Annotated in this window: 20 protein-coding genes; 7 read left to right on the forward strand and 13 right to left on the reverse strand. The window is 64.9% G+C overall.

From position 1 onward, the window contains the following. Positions 1-17: 17 nt before the first annotated feature. Complete coding sequence (locus tag C5L14_RS28455) at positions 18-926, reverse strand: hypothetical protein (protein ID WP_105865429.1); 909 nt, start codon at positions 924-926, stop codon at positions 18-20. Positions 927-1,075: 149 nt separating this feature from the next. Then, the gene (locus C5L14_RS28460) at positions 1,076-1,495 is read right to left on the reverse strand and encodes a DUF983 domain-containing protein (RefSeq protein WP_105865430.1); all 420 of its coding nucleotides are present in this window, start codon (positions 1,493-1,495) and stop codon (positions 1,076-1,078) included. A gap of 158 nt (positions 1,496-1,653) precedes the next feature. Here C5L14_RS28460 and C5L14_RS28465 point away from each other — a divergent pair, with 158 nt between their 5' ends. The 3 genes from C5L14_RS28465 (at position 1,654) to C5L14_RS28475 (ending at position 6,775) form a co-directional block, all read left to right on the forward strand. After that, positions 1,654-3,075, forward strand: a complete 1,422-nt coding sequence (locus C5L14_RS28465) for a PLP-dependent aminotransferase family protein (protein ID WP_105865431.1) — start codon at positions 1,654-1,656, stop codon at positions 3,073-3,075. A gap of 447 nt (positions 3,076-3,522) precedes the next feature. After that, positions 3,523-4,695 (forward strand): DUF2778 domain-containing protein, encoded by a 1,173-nt coding sequence (locus C5L14_RS28470; RefSeq protein ID WP_245443629.1) that lies wholly within the window; start codon positions 3,523-3,525, stop codon positions 4,693-4,695. Positions 4,696-5,287: 592 nt separating this feature from the next. Then, positions 5,288-6,775: a nucleobase:cation symporter-2 family protein gene (locus tag C5L14_RS28475; RefSeq protein ID WP_210203302.1), complete on the forward strand. Its 1,488-nt coding sequence runs from the start codon at positions 5,288-5,290 to the stop codon at positions 6,773-6,775. A gap of 86 nt (positions 6,776-6,861) precedes the next feature. On the opposite strand, the gene C5L14_RS28480 is transcribed toward C5L14_RS28475, so the two are convergent. The 6 genes from C5L14_RS28480 to C5L14_RS28505 form a co-directional block, all read right to left on the reverse strand. Further along, a complete protein-coding gene (locus C5L14_RS28480) occupies positions 6,862-7,767 on the reverse strand; it encodes an aminoglycoside phosphotransferase family protein (RefSeq protein ID WP_105865433.1) in 906 nt (301 codons plus the stop codon). Between the two features lie 197 nt (positions 7,768-7,964). Beyond that, the gene (locus C5L14_RS28485; RefSeq protein ID WP_105865434.1) at positions 7,965-9,344 is read right to left on the reverse strand and encodes a porin; all 1,380 of its coding nucleotides are present in this window, start codon (positions 9,342-9,344) and stop codon (positions 7,965-7,967) included. Positions 9,345-9,707: 363 nt separating this feature from the next. Then, positions 9,708-10,898: an arsenite efflux MFS transporter ArsK gene (arsK, locus tag C5L14_RS28490; protein WP_105865435.1), complete on the reverse strand. Its 1,191-nt coding sequence runs from the start codon at positions 10,896-10,898 to the stop codon at positions 9,708-9,710. Positions 10,899-10,917: 19 nt separating this feature from the next. Further along, positions 10,918-11,325 (reverse strand): arsenate reductase (glutaredoxin), encoded by a 408-nt coding sequence (arsC, locus tag C5L14_RS28495; RefSeq protein ID WP_105865436.1) that lies wholly within the window; start codon positions 11,323-11,325, stop codon positions 10,918-10,920. Between the two features lie 196 nt (positions 11,326-11,521). After that, positions 11,522-12,010 carry a heme-degrading domain-containing protein gene (locus C5L14_RS28500; RefSeq protein ID WP_105865437.1) on the reverse strand — a complete coding sequence of 163 codons (489 nt, stop codon included), beginning with the start codon at positions 12,008-12,010 and terminating at the stop codon, positions 11,522-11,524. Between the two features lie 148 nt (positions 12,011-12,158). Then, positions 12,159-12,929: a DUF899 domain-containing protein gene (locus C5L14_RS28505; RefSeq protein ID WP_105865438.1), complete on the reverse strand. Its 771-nt coding sequence runs from the start codon at positions 12,927-12,929 to the stop codon at positions 12,159-12,161. Positions 12,930-13,366: 437 nt separating this feature from the next. On the opposite strand from C5L14_RS28505, the gene C5L14_RS28510 reads away from it, so the two are divergent. Continuing rightward, positions 13,367-14,716 carry a M20/M25/M40 family metallo-hydrolase gene (locus C5L14_RS28510; RefSeq protein WP_245443631.1) on the forward strand — a complete coding sequence of 450 codons (1,350 nt, stop codon included), beginning with the start codon at positions 13,367-13,369 and terminating at the stop codon, positions 14,714-14,716. Positions 14,717-14,788: 72 nt separating this feature from the next. Here the strand turns inward: C5L14_RS28510 and C5L14_RS28515 are convergent, their stop codons facing one another. Beyond that, positions 14,789-16,324: a BCCT family transporter gene (locus C5L14_RS28515; protein ID WP_105865440.1), complete on the reverse strand. Its 1,536-nt coding sequence runs from the start codon at positions 16,322-16,324 to the stop codon at positions 14,789-14,791. 446 nt (positions 16,325-16,770) lie between these two features. Here C5L14_RS28515 and C5L14_RS28520 point away from each other — a divergent pair, with 446 nt between their 5' ends. Further along, the gene (locus C5L14_RS28520) at positions 16,771-17,400 is read left to right on the forward strand and encodes a DsbA family protein (RefSeq protein WP_181161370.1); all 630 of its coding nucleotides are present in this window, start codon (positions 16,771-16,773) and stop codon (positions 17,398-17,400) included. Between the two features lie 33 nt (positions 17,401-17,433). Here C5L14_RS28520 and C5L14_RS28525 read toward each other — a convergent pair whose 3' ends face one another. Genes C5L14_RS28525 through C5L14_RS28535 form a run of 3 tightly spaced genes read right to left on the reverse strand, consistent with a single transcriptional unit; the run spans position 17,434 to position 19,488 of the window. Then, positions 17,434-18,168, reverse strand: a complete 735-nt coding sequence (locus C5L14_RS28525) for an SDR family oxidoreductase (protein WP_105865442.1) — start codon at positions 18,166-18,168, stop codon at positions 17,434-17,436. Between the two features lie 39 nt (positions 18,169-18,207). Next, positions 18,208-19,062 (reverse strand): oxidoreductase, encoded by an 855-nt coding sequence (locus C5L14_RS28530; protein WP_105865443.1) that lies wholly within the window; start codon positions 19,060-19,062, stop codon positions 18,208-18,210. A 51-nt stretch (positions 19,063-19,113) separates the two neighbouring features. After that, positions 19,114-19,488 carry an Atu4866 domain-containing protein gene (locus C5L14_RS28535; RefSeq protein WP_245443633.1) on the reverse strand — a complete coding sequence of 125 codons (375 nt, stop codon included), beginning with the start codon at positions 19,486-19,488 and terminating at the stop codon, positions 19,114-19,116. Between the two features lie 132 nt (positions 19,489-19,620). Between C5L14_RS28535 and C5L14_RS28540 the strand changes: the two genes are divergently transcribed. Further along, positions 19,621-20,529: a LysR family transcriptional regulator gene (locus C5L14_RS28540; RefSeq protein WP_105865444.1), complete on the forward strand. Its 909-nt coding sequence runs from the start codon at positions 19,621-19,623 to the stop codon at positions 20,527-20,529. 182 nt (positions 20,530-20,711) lie between these two features. Then, complete coding sequence (locus C5L14_RS28545) at positions 20,712-21,596, forward strand: class I SAM-dependent methyltransferase (protein ID WP_105865445.1); 885 nt, start codon at positions 20,712-20,714, stop codon at positions 21,594-21,596. A 206-nt stretch (positions 21,597-21,802) separates the two neighbouring features. Here C5L14_RS28545 and C5L14_RS28550 read toward each other — a convergent pair whose 3' ends face one another. Next, on the reverse strand, positions 21,803-22,792 hold the full coding sequence (locus C5L14_RS28550; RefSeq protein ID WP_105865446.1) for a DUF808 domain-containing protein: 990 nt from the start codon (positions 22,790-22,792) through the stop codon (positions 21,803-21,805). Between the last annotated feature and the right edge of the window lie 79 nt (positions 22,793-22,871).

Raw genomic sequence — 22,871 nt, forward strand, 5'->3', positions numbered from 1 at the left:
CCTGCGTTCCGGGATCGTCAGGTCACCGGATTTTCGCGGCGATAAGGCTCGAGGGCGTCGAGGCCCAGGAGCTCCGTCAGCCTGGTGCCGTCGCTGACGCGCCGGAACCAGCCGGGCGCCATCCAGGGGGCGTCGCCATCGACATTGGGGGCGCCGCGTCCAGCCTCGACATCCTCGATCCAGAGCGTCCTGGTTTCCAGCGAAATACGGGTGAAATCGGTGCTGTTGGGCACGCCGGCATGGGCATGCGCGCTGGAGAAGGCGATCACCTCGCCCGGTTCGATCACCACCGGCTCGACGGATCCGACATCCACGGACCCGTTCAGATGCGGAATGGCGTCGTCGGCATCGACGGCATGGCGGCCCGCGATCTTGGCACGGGCCAGCACGGCCTCGAGATCGAAGGAAGCGCTGGTATTGGGCACTGCCCGGCTCCACAGATCGGGATAGATCGCGAAAGTGCGCCCGGCCGTGATCGGATAGATCGGCGCCCACCAATTGGTCTGCGCATAGAGGTTGGAGCCCCAGGTGTCGCGGTGAAAGGCGATGGTGGCGGTGCTGCGGGCCCTCGGCAGGTTTGCGGCGGGCTCCTGATGAGGCTGGAAGCGCAGATGCAGCCGGTCGCGCGCGAGCTTTTCCGGATCGAGGCCGAGCGTTGCGAAGACGTCGCTCCACAGACGCTTGACCTCCTGGGATTGGACGAACGCCTTCTGCAGCCGGGAAAATTCCTCGACCTGCCGGTCATGGCTTAGATGGCGATGAATCTCGGGCGGCCGGTGCGGAAAGAAGGCCTCTTCCAAGAGGCCTCGCGTGAAGGCTACCAAGGCCTGCATCGGCGAGAGTTCGCCGAAGCGGACAATCTCTCCGGCATAGATCCGGTCATGGAAATCGCGCGGCGACAGCGGAACGGCCAAGGACGAATACATAAGGCGAGCCCCTCTGTTTCACGCGTCGAGCCCAAAGCGTCTTCCAGAAAGGCTGACAGACCTTTCGATTAGGAAAACGCGTCAAAACAAAGAGATAGAGAAAGTGCGCTATTCTGGCTCATTACAACCGGGTGAGGCAACCAGGCCCGTCAGCTCTGCCGGGCCAGGCGTGGCGGCTCGCCCAGGGCTTCGTCCGGCGGCACCAGGCGCCCCTCCTCCGCTTTGTTGATATATTGGCTCGCCACCAGCACGCCCTTGATCGGGCGGAGGATGGGAATGCAGGACAGCAGCAGGAAAGGCAGCGTGGTGACGAAATGCACCCAGAGCGGGGGCTCGAAGCTCAGTTCCATCCACATGCCGAAGCCGGTGGCCGGAAAGGCCATGGTCATCATCACGAAGAAGGCAGGCCCGTCCGCCGGATCGGCAAAGGAATAATCGAGCCCGCAGGCATTGCATTTGGGAGCGAGCGTCAGGAAGCCGTTGAAGAGCTTGCCCTGTCCGCAGCGCGGGCAGCGGCCGCGCATGCCGCAGCGCCAGATCGATTGCGAAGCTGCCGATTGCTGTTCCATCGAAGGGCTCCTTCGTCCCGACAGAATGTATGGATTGAAATTCCATACAAATATGGGTATCCTGCCATCAAGAATCAAGAGGATCGGCCCGATATCGAGAAATTTGGCGATTTTTCTGGGCCGATTGGCACGCCTTTTGTAATATTGTAGGCATACAAATGCAAGACAATTCGACTGCGGCATTCTGGCTTCCCGCCGAACTGACCCGCGACGCGCCCAAATATCTCGCCATCGCCCAGGCGCTGTCGGCGGACATCCGCTCGGGACGCCTGGCACCGGGCGTGCAATTGCCGCCGCAGCGCCAGCTCGCCAAGGCGCTCGGCGTCGACCTCACCACGGTGACGCGGGCCTTCAACGAGGTCCGCCGCGCCGGGCTGGTGGAGGGCAATACCAAGCGCGGCACCATCGTCAGCCCATCCCGGATCGCGCCTGCCCGCGTCGTCGTCGACGAATCCCGCCCGGCCGAGGCGATGGCCCTGATCGATCTGAGCATGAACATGCCGCCCCAGCCGGCCGAGGCCGGACTGCGCGAGGCCATCGCCGACGGTGTCGCGGCCGTCCTCGCCTCTCCCCATGCGCTGGCGCGGCTGCATTATCAGGACAATGCCGGCATTCCCGGTGACCGTGCAGCCGGCGCGCATTTCCTGGCGTCCCGTCTCGGGCCGGTCGCACCCGAGCGGCTGGTGGTGACCTCGGGCTCGCAGGCGGCCCTGTTCGCCGTGGTGTCAGCCCTGCTCGAGCCGGGATCGGTGCTGGCGGCGCCGGAAGTCACCTATCCCGGCCTGCGCTCCGTGGCCGCCCGCTGCGGCGTGAGGCTGGCGGCGGTACGCACCGACGGTGACGGCCTCCTGCCCGACGATTTCGAGGCGCTCTGCCGGACGCAACGGCCGAAAGCGCTCTATTGCGTGCCGACGCTCGACAACCCGACGACCGCGACCTTGCCCGCGGGCCGCCGGCAGGCCCTGGTCGCCATCGCCCGCGAGCACGGCATCGCCTTCATCGAGGACGACGCCTATGGCGCACTGCCCGAACACGCGCCGGCCCCGCTCGCAGCCCTCGCCCCCGAGCGGAGCTGGCACATCGCCACGCTGTCCAAATGCGCGACACCCGCCCTGAGGCTGGCCTATGTCGTCGCACCGGGGCAGGCGGAGGCGCTCGAAATCACGGCCCAGACCCGGATCATCAACCTGATGGCGCCCCCGCTGATGGCCGGTCTGGCGACCGTCTGGATCAAGGACGGCACGATGGCCCGCCTGACGGCCGCGATCCGCCGCGAGAACCACGCGCGCCAGGCCATCGCCGCAACGGCGCTGAACGGCTTTACCTATCGTGCGGCCGCCGATGCGCACCATCTCTGGCTGAGCCTGCCATCGGCCTGGATCGGGGCCGATCTCAGCGCGGTCGCGCGCAAGGCCGGGCTCGCTTTGGTCGGCAGCGCGGCCTTCGCCGTCGGGGCCCCGCCGGCGGCGCTGCGCATCTCGCTCGGCGCCGCGCCGAGCCACGAGGCCCTGCGCCAGGGCCTCAACACGCTGGCGGCCCTGCTTTCGGTGCCGCCGGAGGGCGTGCCGGGAATCGTCTGATCCGACATCCGCGTTTGCATGAAGGGCGCCGCTAACGCGGAGTGTCAGCCCCCCGCTGACATTCGGAAACGAAGCATTTGCCGGCCACCAGGATGTCGGCCCGCTCCATCATCCGATGGATCTGCGAGGCTGACACTCCCAGGTGCTCAGCCAGCCATCCGCACAATCGCGCGAACGGGACAGTCCGGGCCCGAGCGTAAAGGGTTTGGTTACCAAGATTGGGCAAAGATTTGCGGGTCGATCGGCGGATCGACGGCGCGAGGCGTTCCTCCTCGCCGGCAACCGCATTCAGTACCCACCCCTAGAGCGAAGCGCGTTCAGGCGTGAACGCTTTTTTGCTCTAGCTCTTTGGTTCGACGCGTTTTGCGATTCTTGGTGATTCCACCAAATCGCAAAACGCTTGGGTCCTCGCGCCGCAAGGCGCCTGGCCGTCCGGAAGCGAGTAACATGACCCACGCCCGTCCCACCGGCAGCTATGTCCGAGGCCGCAGGCCTCGCCGGAATACCGCCGGCTGGATTGCGCTCGCCGGGCTGTGCTTCGGGACCGTTGCCGCAGCCTGGACGGCGGTCGCGCTGGTGGCACCCTCGATGGTCTCCGCTTCCAAACCCACCCATCTTCATCTGCGTGCCGAAGATCCCTCCGCCCCCAAGGCCCTGGTGCAGGCGGGCGTGCTGCGGCCGGCGCCGCGGCCGCCGGAACACGAAGCTGCCGCCGCTACGCCCGCACCGGCAGCCGGCAATACCGGTCCCGAAATCGCGGAAGGCGTGCGCCTGCCTGCCGCAGGCGGACGCATTCACCCGTCCGCACCCGTAATGGCCAGCCTGATGTCCTTTGCCCCGGATGACGACGGCACGCACGAGGCCCTCCCGGTCATTCGTTCCGTGCAGACGGTCGCGGCCCTGCCCTCGCCACCGGCGGAACAGGCGGCTCCGGATGTCGTCGTCACGGGCAGCCTGCCCGATGCCGCTGCCGAAACCCTGCCCTTGCCGCCGATCCGTCCCGCCGGCGATAGCCCGATCGACACCGGCCTGGCCGGAAGCGATCCGGCCGATCTCGTCCCGCTGCCGCCCACCCGTCCGGCCATTCCCCTGACGGCCCTGGCCTCCATCGCGCCCGATGAGGGGCGCCCCCTCGACCGGCCCGCCATCGAGCCGCCCCTGTCGCGTCCGATGGCCGGCAATCGCACCGCCATCTACGACATCTCCGCCCGCACGGTGTTCATGCCCAATGGCGAGAGGCTCGAAGCCCATTCCGGACTCGGCCCCTATCTCGATGATCCCGCCTCGGTGCATGTGAAGAACCGGGGCGCCACGCCGCCCCAGACCTATGATCTCAGGCCGCGCGAGGCCCTGTTCCATGGCGTTGCCGCCCTGCGCATGATCCCTGCCAACGGCTCGGGCACCGTGCTCGGGCGCGATGGCCTGCTGGCGCACACCTACATGCTCGGGCCGCGCGGCGATTCGAATGGCTGCGTGTCCTTCAAGGACTATGCCCGCTTCCTGCGCGCCTATCGCAACGGCGAGGTCAACAGGCTGGTGGTCGTCACCGGCAACGGCAAGGCGAACAGCCAGATCGCCTCGCGCAACAAGAGCCGCTGGTGGTTCGCCTCCGGGCGCTGATCTTCCCGGAGCCCCTTGCGGCGCGGGAAAAGCGGCAATCGACCGGGGGCTTCGAATCAAAGCACCGGAACAAAGAAGCGGTTACGCTTCAGCGTTTTTTGCCTTAACATCGCAGCTTGTCGTTCAATCTGATAGATCCGGCTCGGACCCTGGTTGCGCCAGTCGAGTAGCCGCATCGTATTCACGCCAATGCGGCAATATTCGCGGTAGCCTGCCTGCCACGCTACACAGGCATTATCACATCTGGCGCGGAAGTCTTTCCGATTGGGGCTTACTTCCAGCGGCCTCTACCCTGATGGATCATAGCTGCAATCAATAGAGCTAATTCAATTCTTCGGGTGCATGCTGGCCAAGGGAGACCGGAACGCTGCACTCCTTCGCCTGAGGCCCCTGAAAGGGCGCGGCACCCTATTCGCTACGTCATGTCTGTTTGCCATTGCCTGCGCCTTCGCGCGGACGATGAACAGCGGGCTAGGTCCCCGTTTGCTTGCGGGCCATTCCCCGCACGGGCTGGCCGCCCATCGCGACGCGGCCCGCGCCCGTCTGGTCCGGGAATTGCATTCGATAAGAAAGCATGAAGGAGGAAACCGGCTTGAGTTCAACATCCATCGGCACCGCCGCCCCTGCGTTGCAGCGCCCCGAAGACGAGAATCTGGGCATCGGCGCCAACCTTGCTTATGGTCTGCAGCACGTCCTGACCATGTATGGCGGCATCGTTGCCGTGCCCCTGATCGTCGGCCAGGCGGCCGGCCTGGCGCCCGAGGAAGTCGGCATGCTGATCACCGCCTCGCTGTTCGCGGGGGGCCTGGCCACCATCCTGCAGACCCTGGGCCTGCCCCTGTTCGGCTGCCGGCTGCCTCTCGTGCAGGGCGTCTCCTTTGCCGGCGTCGCGACCATGGTGGCCATCGTCGTCAGCCCCACGGGCGACGGCCTGCCGGCCGTGCTCGGCGCCGTGATGGCAGCCTCCCTGCTCGGGCTTCTCATCACGCCGGTGTTCTCCAAGATCACCCAGTTCTTCCCGCCTCTCGTCACCGGCATCGTGATCACCACCATCGGCCTCACGCTGATGCCGGTGGCGGCGCGCTGGGCCATGGGCGGCAATCCCAAGGCCGCCGATTTCGGCAGCGTGTCCAATATCGCGCTCGCGGGCGCCACGCTCGGCATCGTGCTGCTCCTGAGCAAGCTCGGCAATGCCGCCATTTCGCGCCTGTCGATCCTGCTGTCCATGGTGATCGGCACCGCGGTCGCCATGGCCTTCGGCATGACCGATTTCTCCAAGGTTGCCACCGGCCCCACCGCGGCCCTGCCCAGCCTGTTCCATTTCGGCTGGCCGACCTTCGGCGTCGCCGCCACCGTCTCGATGTTCATCGTCATCATCGTGACCCTGGTCGAGACCTCGGCCGATATCCTGGCGGTCGGCGAGATCATCGGCACCAAGGTCGACTCGCGCCGCCTCGGCGACGGCCTGCGCGCCGACATGCTCTCCTCGACCCTGGCACCGATCTTCGGCTCCTTCACCCAGAGCGCCTTTGCCCAGAATGTCGGCCTGATCGCGGTCACCGGCATCAAGAGCCGCTTCGTGGTGGCGACCGCCGGCCTCATCCTGGTGACGCTGGGCCTTCTGCCGGTGATGGGGCGGGTGATCGCGGCCGTACCGCCCGCGGTTCTGGGCGGCGCCGGTATCGTGCTGTTCGGCACGGTGGCAGCCAGCGGCATCCGCTCCCTGTCCAAGGTCGACTACGCCAACAACATGAACCTCATCATCGTGGCGACCTCGATCGGCTTCGGCATGATCCCGATCGCCGCCCCGCAGTTCTACGAGCACTTCCCGTCCTGGTTCGTCACCATCTTCCATTCCGGCATCAGTTCGGCCGCGCTGATGGCGATCACCCTGAACCTGGTGTTCAACCATCTGAGGGCCGGCAATTCCGATCGGCAGTCAGTGTTCGTGGCCGGCATGGAGCGCACCTTGCGCTACCAGGATATCTCCATGTTGCATGAGGGCGACTATTTCCTCAACGGCAAGCTCTATGATGCCAAGGGCAATGAGGTGAAAGTCGAGGGCCCGAGCCACCACTGATACCGGGGGCGCAAAGCTTGACCTGTCATTCCCGGCGCCGCCGCAGGCGGCGGGAAGGGGATGACAGGCCCGACTGCCGGGGTCGCTCAATCACGATCGCTTGCGGCATGCTCCTGCAGCACGGTGGCGATCACCTCCCGGGCCGGCCGCTCGGTCGGCAGGGTGCTGCCATGGCCGCAGCAGATGAGCAGCGCCTTCCACAGGGCCCAGCCGCGGGCGCGGGCCCAGATGCCGTGGTCAAATCCTGCCTGCTCCGCCAGTTTCGCCTGGAAAGCGGCGCGGCTTCCGCCCCGCAGGAAGGTCCAGGCGATCACCAGGTCGCAGGCGGGATCGCCGATGGCACTGCTGCCGAAATCGATCACGGCGCTCAACCGTCCCTCGTGCAGCAACAGGTTGCCGACGGCGATATCGCCATGCACCCAGACGGGAGGCCGCTGCCACCGCGCCGCCAATGCCGCCTCCCAGACCCGACCCGCCGCAGCGGCATCGATCTCGCCTGCGAGCTGGTCGAGGCAACGCCGCGTCTCGGCGTCATAGAAGGAAAGCGCGCCGCCGCGGTGAAAATTATCCACGCCGGCGGACGGCCCCTCCGGGGGCGCGCGCTGCAGCGCCAGCAGGAACTGCGCGAGGTCGACGGCGAATCCGGCGGGATCGGCGAGTTGCTCGAACACGGCCGGCTCGCCCTCGATCCAGCGATAGACCGACCAGGGATAGGGATAGCCCTCCGCCGGGCGGCCGAGGGCCAGCGGGGCCGGGATCGGCAATGGCAGGTGTGGAGCCAGCCGAGGCAGAAAGCGCCACTCCTTCTCCACCTGCGGCACATAGGGGGCGGCGGTCGGCAGGCGCACCTTCTTGTCGGTGCCCAGGCGGAAGGTGGAATTGTCCCAGCCATTGCGCTCGACCGGCCGGACCGGCTGATCGGCCCAGTCCGGAAACTGGCGATCGACCAGACGGCGTACCAGCTCCGTTTCGATCGTCAAGCGGGCAGCCATTCTCCGTCCTTTCGAATCGCCCCGACCTCGGCATTCAAGCAATCATACCACCCGCCCGCAAATGCCTTGGTAGCGGACGCCCGTATGAATGAGCAGGTCACATGAATGAAAAATGGCCCGGACGAAGCCCGGGCCATCCAGTTCGTGGTCTTGGAGTTAAACAACGCCTATCTGGCCGACCAAGACCGGACAGTTCGTCAGAAAGTGCGCTTCAGGCGCACACCGGTCTGCCAGGCACCGGCGCTGGCACCAAGGCTCTGGCTGGCGTTGGAAAACTCGACTTTGGAATGGGTGTAGGCGACTTCGCCGGCCACGGTCAGGCCCTTGACGATCGTGTAGGTCAGATTGCCGGCGATCGTGTATTCCTTGGCGCTATAATCGAACTGGGAGAGCAGATTATCGCCCTTCATGTCGATATAGCTGCCAACCAGATTGGCGTTCAGGACGGGAGTGATGTTGCCGCCGAGTTCCGCCACGATTGACCAACCCTTGGACGTACCGTTGCTGGTCACCACCTGCCCCGTACCGATGGTCGGGAACAGATCGCCAGGCCCCGTGCCGAAGAAGGCATTGTTGGCGCCAAGATAATCGAGGGCTCCCCTGGCATATTGGCCTTCAACCACGAAATGCCCGCCATCGATGAACGGCAATTTGATCAGCGCGCTGCCGCCGACCGCATAGCCCCACTTGTCATCGTGGCCAATGGTGAGCGTCTGGGTGGTTCCGCCGGCCGTCAGAGTCGTCTCCGTCGCGGTGCGCAGTTGATGCAGGGCGCCCTGCACCGCCAGCGATCCCCAGCTCTGGTCGAAGCGCAGCTGGGCCACGACGTCGGGAACCTGCTGCCCCCCCTGATAGCGCCCGATGCTTACCGGGCCGGCACCCTGTTGGGACGCGACGGCCTGGAGAAGAGCCGTTCCGATCCAATTGTCGACGCGATGGTCGCGACCGTCCTCGATCGACAGGGTGGCCTTGAAGCCGCCGCCGAACTCCGCGGTGTAGGCGAGCAGGTTGACGGTGTTGCTCTCGGCATAATAGGGCGCCCAGATGGTGTCGCCAAAATCATTGTCGTAAAAGCCGAAGAAGGAGTGAGCATAACCCGCCGTCAGGCCACCGAACTGGATGAAGGCCTTGTCGATCGAGAAACGGTTGCCGTTGTAAGTGCCGCCACGTCCCTGACTGCTGATCGGATGCGAGTCGGCATTGATCTGGAAATAGGAGCGCAACAGGCCCCATTCGGTCTCGGTGCGAGCGTCGAACCAGATACGTCCCTGGGTGTTGAAGGCGGAACGGTCGTCATTTCTGCCGAATTTGGCCGAACGCAAACGCTGGGTGTTGTTGCCGTTTACCAGGCGATAGCCCGAATCCCCGCCGAAGACGCGGTAGTCGGCGCGGATTTCACCACCGATCTTCAGGCAGGTGTCGGTGCCGGGAATATAAAAGAAGCCCGGGCCGAAGGCCGAGCAAACCTTCACATATTCAACGGCTTCGCCCTTGGTCATGGGCAGATCGGCGGCCTGGGCAGCGCCGATTGCGGCGATGCTGGCAACTGCGCCGAGCAGGAGGGGTTTAAGAGACATCGAAACGACCTTCCAAGATTATCTTGTTGACTTCCGGCACATAGCTCCTCCTTGCCGTCGGCCCGGGCTGACGGTTGCACAAGCTGTATGTCGGGATGGACTGCGTTGGGCGAACCCAACCATAGGTTGCATATACTTCGCTAATTCGCGCAATAAGATTCCCCCTGCCACGGAGGGAAAGCAGAAGATTTATGGTATCATGTTGCCAATCCGTCACAGCGGACCGGCATGCAGGTGCCGGAGAATTGTGCTGTACTGCATTGCGGTTGCCGGGCAAGGCGAACCAGGCGGGAGGTATTAAGGAACCAAAATGGGAATTGGCGTCCTTGGACGGTTTCCCTGCAGTTTCGCCGGCGATGTCTGTCAGCCGGGGCGCCCCACCAGAAAGCGGATCGCCAGGAAGGACACTCCGCCCAGCCCGCCCATCAAGGCCGTCACCGCGAGCGACAGGCCGGCGCCGATGGAGGTCAGCGCAAAGGCGAAGGCAAAGGGCGCCATCGCGGCCACGATCAGGCGGGCGGCCATCACCTTGCCCTGCAGCGTGCCATAGCCCTCGCTGCCGAACAAAGCCAGCGGCAGGGTGCCGATCACGATGCTGAACAATCCGTTGCCGAGGCCGAACACCACCGCAAACACCATCGCACCCGTGGTGGAGGGCGCGGTAAGGGCAAGCAGCGCCACGGAAGCCGGCATCAGGGTGGCCGCAATCAACGCCAGGCCTATCGGCGGCAAATTGCGCCCGAACACCATGTTGACCAGGCGGCTGAGCACCTGGGACGGGCCGAACAACGTGCCGATCACCGCCGCCGACGCGCCGAGCCCGAGGCCCGACAGCAGCGGGATCATGTGGACCAGGATGGCCGCAACCACCAGCGAGAGCGCGGCAAACCCCACGATCATCAGCCGCAAGCCCGCCTGGCGCTGGGCAGGCGCGAGCAGCCCCGTCACGGCCGGCTGCTGGCCGACCGCCGCGCCGCCCTGCTTCGACAGGCCAAGCGAAAGCCAGACATAGAGGGGAAAACAGACCGCGAGATTGAGGCCGGCGAACACGAGATAGACGCCCTGCCAGCTCATCCGCTCATGCAGGGCGGTGGTCACCGGCCAGAACACGGTGGAGGCAAAACCGGCGATCAAGGTGAGATAGGTGATGCTGCGCTGGGCCGCGCGAGGCCGGATCTGCACCAGGAGGGCGAAAGCGGCGCCATAAAGCACCAGGTTAGAGGCCGTCTCCATCACGATCAGCGCCGCCACGAAGGCCACGCCGCCGGGCGCCCAGGCACAAGCGGCCAGTGATCCCGCAGCGGCGAGGGAGCCGACCGCCATCACCCGGCCTGCCCCGATCATGTCGATCAGCCGGCCGACCCAGGGCGCCGTGGCGCCGCCGATCAGCAGTGCGACAGACAGCGCACCGAATACCCATTCCGTGGTCCAGCCCAGGCCCTTCGCCATATCGGCGGCCAGGATGCTGAAACTGTAATAGAGCGTGCCATAGCCGATGATCTGGGTGACACCCAGGGCGATGATGGCCGCAAGGGGCGAGCGTTCCGCATGCATGGTTCGGGGCGTGCCTCGATCAGGTCCGGCGATAGGTCACGACGTCGCCATCCTCCTTGACGAAGCGCGCGACCGGCTGGTCGAGGAGGTCGAGCACCGCTTCGGAAGGGCGGCACAGCCGTGTGCCGCGCGCCGTCTCGACGATGGGCCGGTTGATCAGGATCGGGTGCGCCAGCATGAAGTCGATGATCTGCTCGTCGCTCCATGTCGGGTCGCCCAGGCCGAACTCAGCGTAAGGCGTGCCTTTCTCGCGCAGCAGGTCACGCGGCTGCATCGCCATGGCAGCCAGCAAGGCGACGAGCTTGTCCCGGGAGGGCGGTGCGCCGAGATACTCGATCACCACCGGCTCCTCGCCCGACTGGCGGATCATGGCGAGGGTGTTGCGCGAGGTGCCGCAGGCCGGGTTGTGATAGATGGTGACGCGCATCGCGGGGGCTTTCGATCGGAACCGCGGAGCTGGCGTCGACGCTGCTCCGACAAAACACCCATCGCATGGGCGCGGCCTGTGGCTCAAGGCCCTTGCCATGCGCCAAGGTGCCGCCAGATCGTGCCGGATCGCGATCAAGGCTGTCCCCGAGCGTGATCCGGGGTCAGGCCGACACCGGCCGCGGTCTGGAGGAGCGCTACAGCGCCTTTTTGCCGAAGCGCTGATCGAGGAAGCGGGCGATGATCTCCACCACCAGTTCATGGTCGGCCTGCTGGGGCAGGCCCGATATGGTGATGGCGCCGACTGGGCCGGTGCCCTCCACGATGATGGGAAAGCTGCCGCCATGGGCGGCATACTCCTTGGGATCGACCATGAAGCGATCATAGAAGGAGGGTCCCCCCGGCGGCGTCGACTGGCCCATATAGAAGGAGGAATGCCCGAACCGATAGACCACTGCCGATTTGCGCGCGATCCACTGGTCATTGTCCGGCGACGTGCCGGCCAGGGCGGCATGAAAGAGCTGCTGGCGGTTGCGGCTAACATCGATCGCCACCGGCAAGGTGCGCTCGCGGGCGATGCCGAGCGCCAGCGTGCCCAGATCGATGGCGGTGTCGTTGTCGAAGGCCGGAAAGGTGAGCACCGCCTCCTGGCGCAGCAATTCGCTCAGCGTGATCTCGTTGGGCATATCGGCCTCCTTGCCGCGCGATCATGCGGATGCCCGCCGCCCCTGGCAAGACGGCAGGCAGAGTCCCGCACAGGCAAGGCATAGATCGGCGCGCCGATGCCGTTCCCTTCCTCGATGGAAGGGAAACCACCCCCATCGACCACCGCCCCTATTTACGGAAGGCCGCCTCACCCGCATCCGAGACCTCCACCCAACGCTTGTCGGGTGCCGCGCCTTCGACATAGGCATCGTTCCAGTTCCACCATTTGTAGGGCGGCGTCTGCGGATAGCCTTCGGGCGAGTCCTCCCAGGATTCCTGGCGGCCGAGCGGGGTGATGTCGAGATAGTTCCAGGTGCCACCCATCTGCTCGTCACCGCGGTTGTTGACGAAATAGGTACGGAAGATCCTGTCGCCGTCGCGGTAGAACACATTGGTGCCGTGCCATTCGCCGACGCCGAAATCCCAGTCGAAATCGTCGAGCACGGTGTACCACGGCATGGTCCAGCCCATGCGCTGCTTCAGCCTGGCGATGTCGCCCTGCGGGGCCCGCGAGAGGAAGACCAGCGTGGTGTCGCGGGCATTGAGATGGGCGAGATGGGCGACCTGGTCGGCCACCATCGAGCAGCCCCGGCAGGCATGATCGGGCCAGCCGAACACGCCCGGCTCGAAAAAGGCGCGATAGGCAATGAGCTGGCTGCGGCCCTCGAACAGCTCGGCAAGGCTCGCCCGCCCCTGCGGCCCTTCGAAGACATAGGCCTTCTCCACCGCCATCCAGGGCATGCGGCGACGCTGTGCCGCCAGGGCATCGCGGGCGCGGGTATGCGCCTTTTCCATCGCCAGCAGCCGCCCATGCGCCGCGTGCCAATCCTGAGGCGATACCACCAGCGGCGTATGCATGCCTGAAGCCTCGTTTCGTCCGTTTCCGGCTGATGCCGTCATCGCAAATCTCCTTCTCCGGGCGCCTGTCGCGCCTCGTGCGCGGGGTGCACAGGCACGCCGCTGGCTTGTCATCGGTGAGAAGAGAGTGCCACCGGAAGGCGCAGAGGTGGGAGTAACAAGTGTGGCGGCATTCGGCGGCAGGGCGGTCGTGTGCAGTAGGGAGGGGTGCTCAGCCGCCAGACGACGGCCTACCTCGCACCAGCACGGCCGAGACAAGCGTGTTGTATCGATTTATCGCCGCTTGTCGCAGAAGATTTTTGAGCTAGGGTGAGCAAGAGCCCCGGAAAGAGGAGCAAGATCCACCAAAAATCAGAATACCAAGAGGAAAAGTTATGAAATTGGGTCCACCTATTCTTTCAGTTTGCCTGGCAGTTTTTGGTGTCGCCAACCTTATAGGTTCAACCTCCCCACTTGCAGCGCAAGAATCCGACAAGACCGTGGAGCTTCTTCAACAGCTTCTGCGCTTCGACACGTCCAACCCGCCGGGAAGAACGCTGGAGGAAGTCACCTACCTCAAAAAGGTCTTCGACGATGCCGGCATCGACAATGAGATCATCAAGACGCCCAAGGACGGAGTGGCTCATTTCATCGCCCGTCTGAAGGGCGACGGCAGCAAGAAGCCGGTACTTCTGGCCGCACACTCGGATGTGGTGCCGGTTGAACGGCACACCTGGAGCGTCGATCCTTTCGCCGGCGAGATCAAGGACGGCTATGTCCTCGGCCGGGGCGCCATGGACTTCAAGGGCGGACAGGCGGTGTTCGTCCAGGCCCTTCTCCAGCTCAAGAAGAGCGGCGTGGCGCTGTCGCGGGATGTGATCTTCCTGGCCGAGGCCGATGAAGAAGCCGGCGACTACGGCACCGACTGGCTGGCGAAAAATCACTGGGACAAGATCGATGCCGAATTCGTCTTGAACGAAGGGGGCTGGATCTTCCAAGACAAGAAGGGCGTCACCCGGCAGGTCAACATCACGACGCGCGATAAGATCTATGCCGGCCTCAGGCTCAAGGTGACGGGTACCCCGACGCATTCCTCGCGCCCGCAGCCCGACAGCGCCGTCGGCAAACTGTCTCGGGCCCTGGCGAAATTGTCGGTATGGGACACCGAGCCCACCCTCACCGGCCAGACCAGGGCCTATTTTCAGGCCCTCGCCTCGAGCGCGACCGGGCAGATGAAGCGCGATCTTGAGACGCTGGCCTCCAGCAGCGATGCGTCGGCGCTGAAGAAGGCCGGAAAACGCGTGTCCGCCACCGGCGACTATCCGCTGCTCTGGCATGCCCTGATGCGCAACACGGTGGCGACGACGATCATCAAGGCCGGGGTGAAGGAAAACGTCATTCCCGGGACGGCGGAGGCCTATGTGAATGTGCGCCTCGTTCCGGGCTCGACGCCCTGGGATGTGCGGAGCCAGGTCGAGAAGGCCATCGCCGATCCGGCCATCAAGATCAGCGTCGACACCACCCTGTCGGAAGCCGACGCCAAGGCCTATTACAAGAAGCGCACGGAAGCCCAGGCATCCCCGACCGACACGCCCCTCTTCAAGGCTCTCGAAACGGCCGGCAAGAAGACATGGCCTGAAGCCACGGTGGTTTCGGCCCTGTTCGAGGCCGGCACGGATGCTTCCGCCTGGCGAGACCGCGGCATCCCGACCTACGGCATCTATCCCTACCCGCTGGACAATGAAACGCTGGAGCGCATGCATGGCAATGACGAGCGCATCGCCGTCAAATCCTTGAAGGAAGGGACGGCCTTCATTTACGACACGCTGGTCGGCGTGGCCGCTAAGTAGCCAGCGGCTGGTCTTGCTCGCGAAAACGGGCGGGTTCTGCCCGCCCATCCGCATCCCGCAAAATCGGCCTGCCTATTCTGCCGACTGCACCGCCTTGGCATCGTGCAGGACGGCATGCGTCTCCAGTTCATCCAGCAGCCCCTTCCAGAGCGAGACGCACAGGCCGATCATCACCAGAAGGAAGGGAGCGGCGGCGATGATGGAGGCCGTCTGCAGGCCGGCGAGCCCGCCCATCACCAGAAGCACGCAGGCCGAGGCGCCGGCGAGCAGGCCCCAGAGCACCACGATGCCGGCTTGCGGGTGGGGTGCGCCCCTGCTGGAAAGCATGCCCATCACCACCGAGGCCGCGTCCGCGCCGGAGACGAAGAAAATCGCCACCAGGAACATGGCGATGGTCGAGGTCACCGTCGCCATCGGGTATTGCGCCAGCAGAGCGAACAACGATACCGGCGCCCCCTGGTCCTTGACCGCCTCGACCAGGCCGCCGGCGCCCATCAGTTCCGAATGAAGGGCCGTGCCGCCCATGATGGTGAACCAGATGAAGGTGACGGCGCTGGGGATCAGCAGCACGCCGACCACGAACTCGCGGATGGTGCGGCCGCGCGAGATGCGGGCGATGAACACGCCGACGAAGGGCGCCCAGGAGATCCACCAGGCCCAATAGAAGATGGTCCAGTTGGCCAGCCATTTGCCGTCGCTGAAGGCGGCGGTGCGGAACGACATCGAGACGAGATCGCTGAGGTAATAGCCGAGCGACTCGATCAGCGTATCGAAGATGAACACGGTGGGGCCGAAGACTGCCAGGAAGAACAGCAGCAGGACCGCGATCACCATGTTCATGTTGCTGAGGAACTGGATGCCCTGGCCGACGCCGGACACCGCCGAGAGGATGAAGAGCACCGAAAGCACGGCGATGATGGAGAGGGCGATGGTTGGAGATTCGCCGGTACCCCACAGATAGTTCATGCCGGAATTGATCTGCTGCGCGCCGAGGCCGAGCGAGGTCGCGGTGCCGAACAGAGTGGCGATGATCGCCAGCACGTCGATGGTGCGGCCGATCGGGCCGTGCACCCTGTCGCCGATCAAGGGCTGGAAGGCGCTGGACATCAGGGTCGGCAGATCGCGGCGATAGCTGAAATAGGCCAGCGCCAGGCCGACGACGGCATAGATCGCCCAGGGATGCAGGGCCCAATGGAAATAGGCATATTGCATCGCCACGATCGCCGCTTCCTTCGATTGCGGCTGGGCGAGCCCATGGGGCGGCGCACCGAAATGCGACACGGGTTCGGCGACGCCCCAGAACATCAGGCCGATGCCCATGCCGACGCTGAACATCATGCAGACCCAGGAGACCGTGGAGAATTCCGGCTTCTCGTCGTCATGGCCGAGCTTGATCCGGCCGAAGCGGCTGAAGGCCAGGAAGCCTGCGAAGACGAGAAAGAACGCCGTCGAAACGACGAAGCTCCAGCCGAAGGTATGGATGATGCCGTTGAGCGTCGCGGTGGCGACACTTGTCAGGCTGGCGGGGAACAGCGTTCCCCATAATACGAAGCCAACGACAATAATAAGCGCTGGCCAGAAAACACCAGAATCCGATCCACGAAGCATTGCGCGCGACAAGACGATCGTTCCTCCCCCGTTGACGCGGGCGCTTCATCGTCTGCCAGCCGGGATTTCGACGTCTGCGAGTCCCAATAGCCACGCCCCTACGTCATAGTGCCCCGATATACCTTTGCGATCCGCCCCAGTACCGACCTCCGGGGTTCCGAATCCGACCCCGTTCCGAAAATTGAAAAGCCTGCGCCGCGGAGGTCCGCCGGCCTCATTCGAGCGGAATGCATCACGGGCCGCCCTGGCGGGTTTCCGCCTCCATGATCGGTGTCGTGGAGCGGCCAGCCGTTCACGCGAATGCAATTCCCACTGGCGCATCTGTGATTTGCGTAGAAGGCCGGCGGCATGGAGAGTGCCGGCAGCCCGTCGAATCGGGCCGCGGGCCTGGCGCCCGCCACGGCAAAACGCGTGTGAGCGCGCGATTGCGATCGCAAGGACCCATCATGGCATCTCGGCGTGTCCCGCCCCCGCTTCTCGCGGCCTTCCTGTTCCTCGTCATCGGCCTTCTCAGCCTCGCGCCCTGGCCGGGCGGCGCCCGTGCGGCCTCCGCCGACATCGACGTGAACGACATCATCACCGATCCCTCCTCCCCCGTGCTCGGCAATCCCAAGGGCAAGGTCACCATCATCGAGTTCACCGATTACCGCTGCCCCTATTGCCGGGTGATGCAATCGCGCCTCGACGCCCTCCTGCGCGAAAACAAGGACATCCGGCTGGTGATCAAGGAATGGCCGATCTTCGGGGAGGCCTCGGTCCATGCCGCCAGGGTGGCGCTCGCGGCCAATTGGCAGGGCAAGTATGGCGCGGTGCATGCCGCCCTCTTCGCCCTGCCGCGCACCATGGACAAGGATGCCGTGCGCGAAGCGGCCGGCAAGGCCGGCGTGGACCTCGTCAGGCTCGACAAGGAACTTGCCGCGCGAGGCCCGCAGATCGACGCCATGCTGGCGAGGAACGACGTCGCCGCCCGCCTGTTCCAGCTCCAGGGCACGCCCGGCTTCGTGATCGGCCATGACGTCTATTTCGGCGCGCTCAGCCTGGAGCAGCTGAGGCGCTATGTGAAGGCTGCGAAATAGCCAAGCTCAATAGCCGGCAAATGAAGCCTTTCCTCAATGCGGGCTCGCCGTCGGCCGCACCACGATCTCGCTGACATCGACGTCGTCGGGCTGGCCGATCGCATAGAGCAGCGAGGCGGCCACGGCCTCCGGGCTGATGGTAACGGCGCGGAACGCCTTCATCGCTTCCCGCGCGGTGGGGTCACCGATCGAGTCGGCGAGCTCGGAGGTGGTAGTGCCAGGCGAGATCACCGTCACGCGGATGCGGTCCGTTTCCTGGCGCAGCCCATCCGAAATGGCCCGCACCGCGAATTTGGTGGCGCAATAGACCGCAGCGGTGGGCGAAACGTGATGGCCGCCGATCGAGGAGACGTTGACAATCTGGCCCGCCCCCTGATCTTCCATGATCGGCAACGCCGCGGCGATGCCGTAAAGCACGCCCTTGATGTTGACATCGATCATCCGGTCCCATTCCGCCAGGCGCAGTGCCGCCAGGGGCGAGAGCGGCATCACGCCGGCATTGTTGACCATCACGTCGAGCCGCCCGAAGGCCTGGCGCGCGAAACCGGCGAAGGAGGCGACCTCGGCCTGCGAGGTCACGTCGAGGGCACGTACCCTCACCTCGCCGCCATTGGCCGCGATCGCCGCGGCAAGCTTCTCCAGCCTGTCGGTGCGGCGCGCGCCGATCACCACCTTGGCGCCCGCTGCGGCCAGCATCCTCGCGCTGGCTTCGCCAATACCGCTGCTGGCGCCGGTGATGGCCACGACTTTTCCTGCAATTGCACTCATCTCATGATCCTTCGTTTCATGTCCGCTCGCGGAGCGGCATCAGGCCTTGGCCGGCTCGGGGAAATCGGCGCTCAGCGTCGTCTCGGCCCAGCTCTCGAAATTGTGCCGCTGCGCCTCCAGCCGCTCGCGGGCGATGCGCAGGGCCGGCGCGCCAAGCAGCAGGCGCAGCGGCGGTTCCGGCGCCTCGACCGCCTTGATGATGGCGAGCGCCGCGCGGGCGGGATCGCCGGGCTGCCGGCCGGAGATGGCACGGGTCTGCTCGCGACGCCGGCCGGCGGTCTCGGCATAGTCGGCGATGACAGTGGGCGCCTCGACCATGGAACGGCCGGCCCAGTCGGTGCGGAAGGCACCCGGCTCCACGATCGTCACCTTGATGCCGAGCGGTGCGACCTCCTGCGCCAGCGATTCCGACAGCGCCTCCACAGCGAATTTGGTGGCGTGGTAGTAGCCGGTCGCCGCGAAGGCGACGAGGCCGCCAAGGGAGGAGATATTGACGATATGCCCGCTCCGGCGCATCCGCATGCCGGGCAATATCCTCTTGGTGACGCCGACCAGGCCGAAGACATTGGTCTCGAACTGAGCCCGAATTTGCGCGTCCTCATCCTCCTCGATCGCCGCCAGATAGCCATAGCCGGCATTGTTGACGGCGACGTCGACGCGCCCGAACCGGGCCTCGGCCGTTGCGACGGCTCGGTCGATCCCGCCGGCATCGGTCACGTCGAGTTCGATGGCGAGCGCTCGCCCGCCATGGGCGGCGGCAAGATCGGCCAGGGCCTCCGTCCTCCTTGCCGCGAGGACCGCCCGCCATCCCCTGGCAAGAACGGCCTCGGCCAAGGCCCGGCCGAGGCCCGAAGAGGCCCCGGTAATGAACCAGACCGGTGTTTGGATTGTCATATCTATATCCTCGCTCTCGATCGGAGCGCGGGGCTCCGGGCCGGCGGCCGCTCAGCGGCGCCGGAACACCATGCCGCCGTGATGCAGCGTGTCGCGGTCGACGAATTGGCCATCCGCGGTGAAGCCGGTGTCGTCCCAATAATCGATGTGGGAGCCGCGAACCTCGTAGCGGCCGCGATAGGCGCTCCTGCGGCTGCCGCGTGCTTCGTCGTAGCGTCCGTTCGGCAGCAATTCCTGGCGGACATAGCCGTCATCCGTGACCCACATTCCCACATAGGCGTGTTCAGTCATCTTCGCTTCGCTTTCGGTGATCTGCCCCCGGGCGGGAGCCCGCGTGTCCGTGGCCGGTGCCGGGTTCGTTCCTGCCAGCAGGATCGGGATCACCCCATGCATTGCAATCCGTCCGGCAACGCTGCGATGGACCATCGCCATCCTCCTCGCGTCAGGGGCCTGTTTCATGCGCAGCCGACGGTCGGCTTCGCTGGAAAACACCCTAGACCGATCGATTGGAGCGATCGAGTTGCCAATCGGAAATAACCTGGTTAGATTATCTAACCAATGGCAGATATTTTCGAAGGCATCTCCACCTTTATCGCTGTCGCGGAGGCCGGCAGTTTCCGCCTCGCGGCCGAGCGGCTGGGCGTCACCCGCTCGGCCGTCAGCCAGGGCCTGCAGCGCCTGGAGGATCGCCTCGGCGTCGCCCTCGTGCAGCGCACCACGCGCAGCGTGCGCCTGACCGAGGCGGGTGAACAGCTCTGCCAGGCCGTCGGACCGGCCTTGTCGGAGGTGAATACGGCGCTGCGGGCGGTTCAGGACGAACGCGGGCGCCCGACCGGCACGCTCCGGATCAGCGTCTCTTCGATTGCCGAGACCTTCCTGTCCGGCGCGGCTCTGACGGGGTTCCTGCAGGCCTATCCCGGCATCCGGCTCGACCTTACGGTGACGGATGAGGAAGACGACATCGTGCGGGCCGGTTTCGATGCCGGGGTGCGGCTGGGCGAAGTGATCGAACAGGACATGATCGCCATTGCGGTCTCGGGCGAGCAGCGGCAATTGGCGGTGGCCTCCCCCGACTATCTCGCCCGCCGCGGCGCTCCGCAGCATCCACGCGATCTGCTGGCCCATGACTGCATCGGCTGGCGCGCCCGGCCGGACCTTGCCCCCTATCGCTGGGAGTTCACCGAGAATGGCCGCGACTTCGAGATCGCCGTCGAGCCCAAGGTGACGACCAACGACATGGCCACCATGATTCGGCTGGCCCGCGCCGGTGCCGGCATCACCTTCGGCGTCTACGACACCTTCCGCACCTATCTCGATCGCGGCGACCTCGTGCCGCTGCTCGAGGCCTTCGGCCCCCCCTTTGCCGGCTTCTATCTCTATTACCCGCGCCGCCAGCGCCAGCCGGCGAAGCTGCGGGCGCTGGTCGATCATCTGCGCCTGTGGACACGCCATCACGGCATATCGTGAGATGGACGGTCCAAGACGCTCCGCTTTCGCAAGGTCAGGTCGTTTCGCAGCCGTGCGGATTGGCCAAAGCACTTGCTTCGGTGAATTGACTGGGTAAGCGGGATAAAATTGACGCAGATGCGATTGACAGCCAGACCTAAACCGACAACGTGGAAGCGAATGCTTCTACAGCGCAGGACGAGATGACCAATCCGCTTCAGCAGATTTTCCGCCGTGTACGACCGGCAAAATCGAAAGAAGATATCGAAGAATTCCATTTGACCGATGGATATGTTTTCTCCGAGCCTTCGCCGCAGAATGCCGTCGATTTGATTCCGGGCTGGAATCATGCCTTCCCGTCGGAACTGGGTATCCAGGCGGGCCCCGCCCATATGCACGAGGATGGCAGGATCCATTGGGCCCTCGAACAATTCGGGCCCATTGCCGGCCGGCGCGTTCTCGAATTGGGACCTCTGGAAGCGTCCCATTCCAGGATGCTGGACAGACTCGGTCCGGAGGTCCTCGATGCCGTGGAAGCCAATAAGAAGGCTTTCCTGCGCTGCCTGATCGCCAAGGAGATCTTCAGGCTGCAGCACGCCCGTTTTCACCTCGGTGACTTCGTCAAATGGCTGGAACGAAAGGACCCGCCCTATGACCTCATCGTTGCGTGCGGAGTTCTCTACCACATGGAAGAGCCGCTGCGATTACTCGAGCTGCTGGCGGCCAGGACGGACGCGATCTATGTCTGGACGCATTATTTCGACGAGACATCGATGCCGCCCCAAGATCTCAGGCGGGTGCCGTTCAAGTCACAGAAGCCCCCTTACCAGGAAATTTGCGAAGAAGTCGCGTTTCGCGGCATGACTGTCAGATTGCATGAGCGCAGTTATTACGGCGCATGGAAGAAATCGGCATATTGCGGCGGTCCGGTCAATCGACATTACTGGATGGAGAAGGAAGACCTTCTGGCGGTTCTAGGCATCCTGGGGTTCGACGATTTGCGCGTCGCCCATGACGAGCCTCAGCACGTCAACGGTCCGGCATTCTCCGTCTTCGCCCGGCGAACGGTTCGGCAGGCTGAGAGATAAAACAAGGTGTTGGGCCGGCGGATTTCATCCGTCGGGGCATCAGGACCAAGCCGAACAAGAACGAGCGCCAAAAGAAAAGCCCCCTGGTGCTCGAGCAGGAATTCCGGGCCGATACATCGCCGAGAGGCCGAGCATCTGTGAGGCGCCCGGCAGGGGGCCGCCGGGGCCTGTGGAATGGCCGGGTGGATGAGAACCAGCTCTTGATGTCAGGCGCTGCGAGGCTTCGGCTTGAAGCGGCGCCAGATCGGCGCGACGACATAGCTGATTACCGGAATTGTCACCAGTCCCACGGCAATCCCGGCCAGTCCCGAGCCCGCGGCCTGGACCAGCCATGACACCACTCCGCCGGCTGCCGGCAGGCTGTGCGCGGCCGCTTCGGCGGCCTCGTGGAGAAGATGGCTGAGAGCGCCAAGGCCGTAGGCCTCGAAGCCGTGCAGAATGATGCCGCCGCCGACCCAGATCATCGCGGCGATGCCGACGAGGCCGAGCGCCTTCAGGAAATAAGGCATTCCCACCACGAGCGCCCGGCCCATTGCACGCAACGGCCTGCCCGCAGGCGAAGAAGAGGCAGTCCTGGCCATCGCCACACCGAGATCGTCGGCCTTGACGATGAGGGCGACCGCGCCATAGACCGCGGCCGTAATGCCGATACCGACGACGGCCAGGATAACGGCCTGCGCCACGAAGCCGCTGTCGGGAACGGAACCGAGCGTGATGGCCATGATCTCGGCCGAAAGAATGAAGTCCGTCTTGATCGCACTCGCGACTTTCTGGTCCTCGAAGGACTGCGCATTGGGGTTGATCGAAGCGAGCTCCGCTTCATGCTGATGGGCGGCGTGGGGCACGACGAGCTCGTAGATCTTCTCCACGCCCTCATAACACAGATAGACACCGCCGAGCATCAGCAGGGGGGTGATCGCTTGCGGTGCGAACAGGCTGAGCACAAGCGAGGCGGGCAGGAGGATCAGAAGCTTGTTCTTGAGCGAACCGGCGGCGATCTTGCCAATGATCGGCAATTCCCGTTTGGCGGCGAATCCGGTGACGTAGCGCGGCGTGACGGCGGCATCGTCGATGACGACACCGGCGGCTTTGGCGCCCGCCTTGGCGGCCTGACCGGCAATATCGTCCAGCGATGCCGCAGCCACCTTCGCCAGAGCGGCGACATCGTCGAGAAGGGCGATCAGGCCAAGACTCATGGCACCCCCAATTCAGCTCCAGAGCAGTCCATACTGGAGGGGCGAGCCTGATTTCAAGTCCAGGAGCGTCATCCCCCTC

This window comes from Labrys okinawensis (genome assembly GCF_002982075.1).
In the GTDB taxonomy this organism is placed as follows: Bacteria; Pseudomonadota; Alphaproteobacteria; order Rhizobiales; family Labraceae; genus Labrys; species Labrys okinawensis_A.